General features: G+C 46.2%; 4 protein-coding genes and 1 pseudogene. 1 reads left to right on the top strand and 4 read right to left on the bottom strand.

Annotation, left to right across the window (positions count from 1 at the left end):
* Window positions 1–267: 267 nt before the first annotated feature.
* The gene (locus LFYK43_RS11840) at window positions 268–2115 is read right to left on the bottom strand and encodes a heavy metal translocating P-type ATPase (RefSeq protein WP_124978534.1); all 1848 of its coding nucleotides are present in this window, start codon (window positions 2113–2115) and stop codon (window positions 268–270) included.
* 419 nt (window positions 2116–2534) lie between these two features.
* The gene (locus LFYK43_RS11835; RefSeq protein ID WP_124978532.1) at window positions 2535–3401 is read right to left on the bottom strand and encodes a DegV family protein; all 867 of its coding nucleotides are present in this window, start codon (window positions 3399–3401) and stop codon (window positions 2535–2537) included.
* A gap of 176 nt (window positions 3402–3577) precedes the next feature.
* Here LFYK43_RS11835 and rfbB point away from each other — a divergent pair, with 176 nt between their 5' ends.
* The gene (gene rfbB, locus LFYK43_RS11830) at window positions 3578–4540 is read left to right on the top strand and encodes a dTDP-glucose 4,6-dehydratase (RefSeq protein ID WP_124978530.1); all 963 of its coding nucleotides are present in this window, start codon (window positions 3578–3580) and stop codon (window positions 4538–4540) included.
* A 103-nt stretch (window positions 4541–4643) separates the two neighbouring features.
* On the opposite strand, the pseudogene LFYK43_RS11825 reads toward rfbB, so the two are convergent.
* A pseudogene (locus LFYK43_RS11825) lies at window positions 4644–4908 on the bottom strand (Txe/YoeB family addiction module toxin).
* Complete coding sequence (locus LFYK43_RS12895; RefSeq protein WP_229718036.1) at window positions 4905–5063, bottom strand: hypothetical protein; 159 nt, start codon at window positions 5061–5063, stop codon at window positions 4905–4907. Before LFYK43_RS12895 ends, LFYK43_RS11825 begins: the two are co-directional and overlap by 4 nt.
* Window positions 5064–5258 lie beyond the last annotated feature (195 nt).

The raw sequence follows: 5258 nt of genomic DNA, 5'->3' as shown, positions 1-5258 counted from the left end.
TGACTTAACAATTGAGAAAAAAGAAACCCCATCTAAAAGATAGAGTTTCAGAGACCATCAACACTATTTGACGTAGTCCCTTTTTTTCTCAAAACAAAAACCCTGCACCTTTCGGCACAGGGTAAAAAGGAATGGTACAAGATAGCTGTCGTGGAAGACAGTTGTTACAAATTTGACTTACAATAGGGGGAGTAAGTTAATTCGTTCTATGAGTGCTACTATACCCCCAAGAGTTAAAGATTTAATTAACAAAATGAAATGATTCTCTTAAGATTGAGCTTGATTTATATTTCCTTGTAAATTTTTTTGGCTAGGCTTGTTGTGGCTGTTTCGTGCACGCAGAGCCCAGAGGATCGAAACGGTATCGACTACTTCTTGGCACAGCGCCCCTACCAGTGTCGGTAAGAAACCAAAGCTGGCGATCAGCATCAATCCTGTACAGATCGCAATCCCGATCAGCACGGATTGACGCGCAACTTTCATCGTATCACTAGAAATTTCAACCGCTTTTTCGACCCGAGAGAGATCGTCTTTCAAGATCACGACCGAAGCAGTTTCACTTGCTGCGGTGGCACCGTGGGCACCCATCGCGATCCCAACATCGGCAGCTGCTAAAGCTGGCGCATCATTGACACCATCCCCGACCATCACGACTGGGCGATGGTCTTTTGGTTCTTGTTCGATCAAAGCAATTTTTTCTTCTGGCAACAGACCAGCGTGAACTTCATCGATCTTGGCTTGGGCGGCGATTTTTTCAGCTGTGCCTTGGTGGTCGCCTGTCAACATCAAGACTCTAGCTTGGTGCTGTTTTAATGCTTCCATCGTCTGTGGAGCTTCATGACGCAGCTGGTCGGTAAAGTTGATCTGTCCAATGTATTGTGCGCCGACACTGACGAAGACGGCTGTTTGTGCTTGTTTAACTTCCGGAGTGGTTCCGGCCACAAAGGAGGCTTTACCGACTTTCACAGTCTGGCCATCCACAGTTGCTTGGATCCCCTTACCAGTAACTTCTTCAACGTCTGTCGTCGATAGAAGCTTGATTTTTCTCTGGGCAGCGTACTGAACCATCGATCTGCCCAAAATATGACTCGAATTATTTTCAACGCTGGCCGCATACTGGACCAGCGTTTTTTCGTCCCAGTCCGTTTGGCTAGGAGTAACATCTGCAACACGCAAAGTCCCGTGGGTCAAAGTCCCAGTTTTGTCAAAAGCGAAGGTCCGAGCAGTGGAGAGTTTTTCCAAAACATCCCCTGTCTTGACCACGATCCCGTTGCGTGAAGCACGGCTCATGCCCGCGACCAGTGCAACCGGAGCTGCTAGGATCAAAGGGCAGGGTGAAGCAACAACGAGGACTTCAGCGAACCGGACCGGATCTTTGGTGATAAACCAGGCGATCCCGGCAATGACATAGGCCGCTAGGGTAAAGGGAACAGCGTAGCGGTCTGCCATGCGAACAAAGTGGGCCGGTTTGGATTCGGATTCACGGACTAGGGCAATCAGACGCTGGTACTGGCTGTCTTTACTCTCTTTATCGGCTTGCAGCTCAACAGCAGCGTCCCCGTTGAGAGAGCCCGACATGACTGAATCACCAGTGCTTTTTTCGACTGGACGCGATTCACCAGTCAATGAGGATTCATCGAACAGACTGGTTCCTTTGACTAAATGACCGTCGGTTGGAATAAGCTCCTTGGGTTTGACCAGCAGGTGGTCCCCGACACGGACTTCTGCGACGTCAATGTCAACGGTGCCTTCCTTTTCCAAACGGTGCGCGATCTGGGGCGAATTGTCCAGCAAGGCTTTGAGTTCCCGGTCGGCACGATGGGAAGCATAATCTTCGAGGGTATCGCCTCCAACCAGCATCAACAAGATGATCATGGCAGCCCAATATTGGCCAACCGCTAAGGTCGCGATGATCGCGGTGATCGCCAAGAGGTCGACTCCGTATTTGCCAGACATTAAGGTCCTGACCATTTCCACAAACATGGAGAAAGCCAAGATTGCGCCAACGAGAGTGATTAAAATTTGTGCCCAAAGCGGATGATGGAAGCCAAATTCCAATAGTAAGGCGATGATGGCAACAACGAATATTGAGATCAACTTCTGTGAGTGTTTCATGATCAAGTCCTCCTCTAGATTTCAATATAAGCGTAACACCAACTACCATCAATGTAAACTAGAAAAATTCTAAATGAGAAACAATTTCAATTAGAAACCCAAAAAGCTGATATAATAGCGATTTTTCTGTCGAAAATAAATTTGAAAAGATTCGTGTACTTGAAAAGCATTTTCAATTAGGCTGATTTTGCGTTCAAAAAAGCAGCTGGTTTAGCGAAGCTGCCAGACTGCCAAATGTTAACCAGAGGTGAGCTGGGGGAGAAAGAGGGCTAAACTCCTCCAAGATAGTCAAAGTAAGAGGAGAAAGAGCGTCAAACTCCTCCAACTTCTCTGCACTAGGAGGAGAAAGCATCCGCCAAGAGATATTTTGTGCACATAAAAACCGCCACCCAAGATCGGATGGCGGTTCAACTGTATTTTTAGAATTGTTCTCGGGGCTTAGAAGCTAAGGTGATCACGCCAATGGCTTTTAAACCAGTGTGCGTGATGATGATCGGGCTGGTCAGGTCTGCTATGAAAGGCGTGTCTGGACGGTCGCCGATCAGGATCTGTTTGACCTTATCAAGCATTGATTGGTCTGCCGCTACGTTAGGTAAAGCCAGCGCTTGGATCGGATTGTTTTCCGATTTATGCAGGTCGGCAATTTTTTCCACGAAGCGGATCAAACTCTTTGAGCTGCGCCCTTTGGAAACAACATCCAAAGTCTTATCGTGCAATTCAACGACGACTTTGATGTTGGCCAGCTTAGCGATCAAGCCGGTCATTTTGCTGATGCGTCCGCCGGCAACGATGCAGTCTAAGCTGTCGATCAGCACTTCGATCGAGGTGCGGGAATAGATCTCAGCACAGTGTTCCTTGATCTCAGCGATATTTTTCCCGTCGCGCACATCTTGTGCCGCTGCCAGGACTTGGAAGGCTAGGCCGCGGTCAGTCGACTTGCTATTGATAACTGTCACTTTGGTGTCAGTCATTTCGGCTGCCTTTTGCGCCGTGTCGAAAGTGCCGCTCAAGACATCGGATAACAGGATCGCGATGACTTCGCTGCCATCAGCACCCAGCTTGTCAAATGTGTCCACGAATTGGCCTAAAGCCGGTTGGCTGGTCTTTGGGATCTGGCCATTTTTTAAGGCCTCGACTAGTTCTGCGCGGGTGATATTTTCCCCGTCAACATAATTTTTACCGCCGACTTCGACGCTCAACGGCACGATGGTCAGCGAGTTTTCTTTGATTTCATTTGGTGTCAAAAGGACCGATGAATCGGTCACAATCTTGATTGCCTGTGACATATAAAAATCTCCTTGAATTCCTTCACTCTATGAAGGATTGCGTTTGGTATACTCCTTAAGTATATATTAAAAAGCGCTCCACGTAAATTACAAAAACGGTTTCTCTAAGGTCTGACTGGCAACTTCATTCAATTTGGTGTTCAATGGAAACAAAGCTTAAAGATGGAGATGAGCAGATGCAGCATTATTTGATCACTGGCAGCGCAGGTTTTATCGGGAGCAACTTTATCCACTATCTGCTGGGCAAATATCAGGACTGCCAGGTCGTGAACCTGGATTTACTGACGTATGCCGGCAACTTGGCCAACCTTGCTGATATTCAAGCTGATCCGCGTTATCACTTTGTCCAAGGCAATATCACTGACCAGCACCTAGTTGAGGATCTTATCGGCCAATACCAAATCGATGTGCTGGTCAATTTTGCGGCGGAAAGCCATGTTGACCGCTCGATCAGTGGGCCGGAGCTCTTTTTTGAAACCAACACGCGTGGGACTTGGAGCTTGCTGGAAGCCGCCCGGAAGATGCGAGTTGGCAAATTTGTGCAGATCTCGACCGACGAGGTTTATGGTTCACTGGGACCAACCGGCTATTTCAGCGAAAATTCGCCCCTCGACCCCAGTTCGCCGTACTCTGCCAGCAAGGCAGCTGCTGAAATGCTGGTCTTAGGGCACGCCACGACTTACGGGATGGACGTCAACATAACGCGCAGCTCTAATAACTACGGCCCGTACCAGAATCCGGAAAAACTGCTGCCTTTGTTGATCACTAATGCAATAGAGGGGCGTGACTTGCCGATTTATGGCGATGGGCAAAATGTGCGGGACTGGCTCTATGTTGAGGATAACTGTAGTGCAATCGACCAGGTCATCCAGCAGGGTCACTCGGGTGCAATTTACAACGTTTCAGCGCACAATGAGCGGACCAACAATCAAATTGCAGATTTGATCGCAGAACGTTTGGACGGCAAAATCCAGTATATCGCTGACCGCCCCGGGCATGACTTCAGATACGCCTTGGATGCCGGCAAATTAGAGCGTGAACTTGGCTGGCAGCCGAGATATGAGTTTGCGGAAGGGCTGGAAAAGACCATTCAGTGGTATTTAGACCAAGAGGACTGGTGGCGGCAGTTGAAGGGTTAGAAATGATATTTTTAGGATCAACATTGAGGCATCCAAAAATAACTGTAAAAATAAAAATTGCTGAAACTGCTCTTAGATTAGAGTGGTTTCAGCAATTTTTTTCTTATTCATCATGGCTCCAAGCTGCGTAAATGTAGATTTTCTTCAATTTTTCATCGACACGATAAACCACTTGGTGTTGTTCATTTATTCGTCTTGAATACAGCCCACTGCTAGTTGGTTGTAACTTTTCAAATGATTGTGAGGGTTGATAAAGGTCATCTTTTAAAACCGTGATAGTTTTTAAAACTGTTCTTTCCAATTTGATTGCTTGATTTTTTTAGATCACTTTTAGCAGAGTTCTTAATTTCAACTTGGTAGGTGCTCATAGATTATCCCAATCGATCTCTTCCAAGTTAGAAAAACTACTTTTGTCATTTTCACGTACTTTGGCTAAAGTTCCAGTATTTTCTAAATATAATGTTTCCGCTATTGAATCCCAGTCTTTTTTTAATAATGATTGCAGCTTGATCTTCGTCTCCATTAGCTGGAGTTACTGTAACTGGTTTTTTTTGTTGATTAATATCTTTCAAAATCTGGTAAAAATTCTGACGTGCTTTGGTAGGTGTACAGTTTTCCATACTGTTCTCCTTCTCGTATTATAAGATTAAACATTGGTTTTTAAACCAAGTTTTAGTGACTGTTGTTACTTTCTTTGTTGGACACTACATGATAACCT

This window comes from Ligilactobacillus salitolerans, from assembly GCF_003864415.1.
In the GTDB taxonomy this organism is placed as follows: domain Bacteria; phylum Bacillota; class Bacilli; order Lactobacillales; family Lactobacillaceae; genus Ligilactobacillus; species Ligilactobacillus salitolerans.
The sequence above is the reverse complement of the archived record's forward strand: the minus strand, read 5'-3'. Positions and strand labels throughout refer to the sequence as shown.

Bases quoted from the DNA above. Each gene is read 5' to 3' on its own strand.
- LFYK43_RS11840 (WP_124978534.1), bottom strand. From the start codon at position 2,115: ATGAAACACTCACAGAAGTTGATCTCAATATTCGTTGTTGCCATCATC.
- LFYK43_RS11835 (WP_124978532.1), bottom strand. From the start codon at position 3,401: ATGTCACAGGCAATCAAGATTGTGACCGATTCATCGGTCCTTTTGACA.
- rfbB (WP_124978530.1), top strand. From the start codon at position 3,578: ATGCAGCATTATTTGATCACTGGCAGCGCAGGTTTTATCGGGAGCAAC.
- LFYK43_RS12895 (WP_229718036.1), bottom strand. From the start codon at position 5,063: ATGGAGACGAAGATCAAGCTGCAATCATTATTAAAAAAAGACTGGGAT.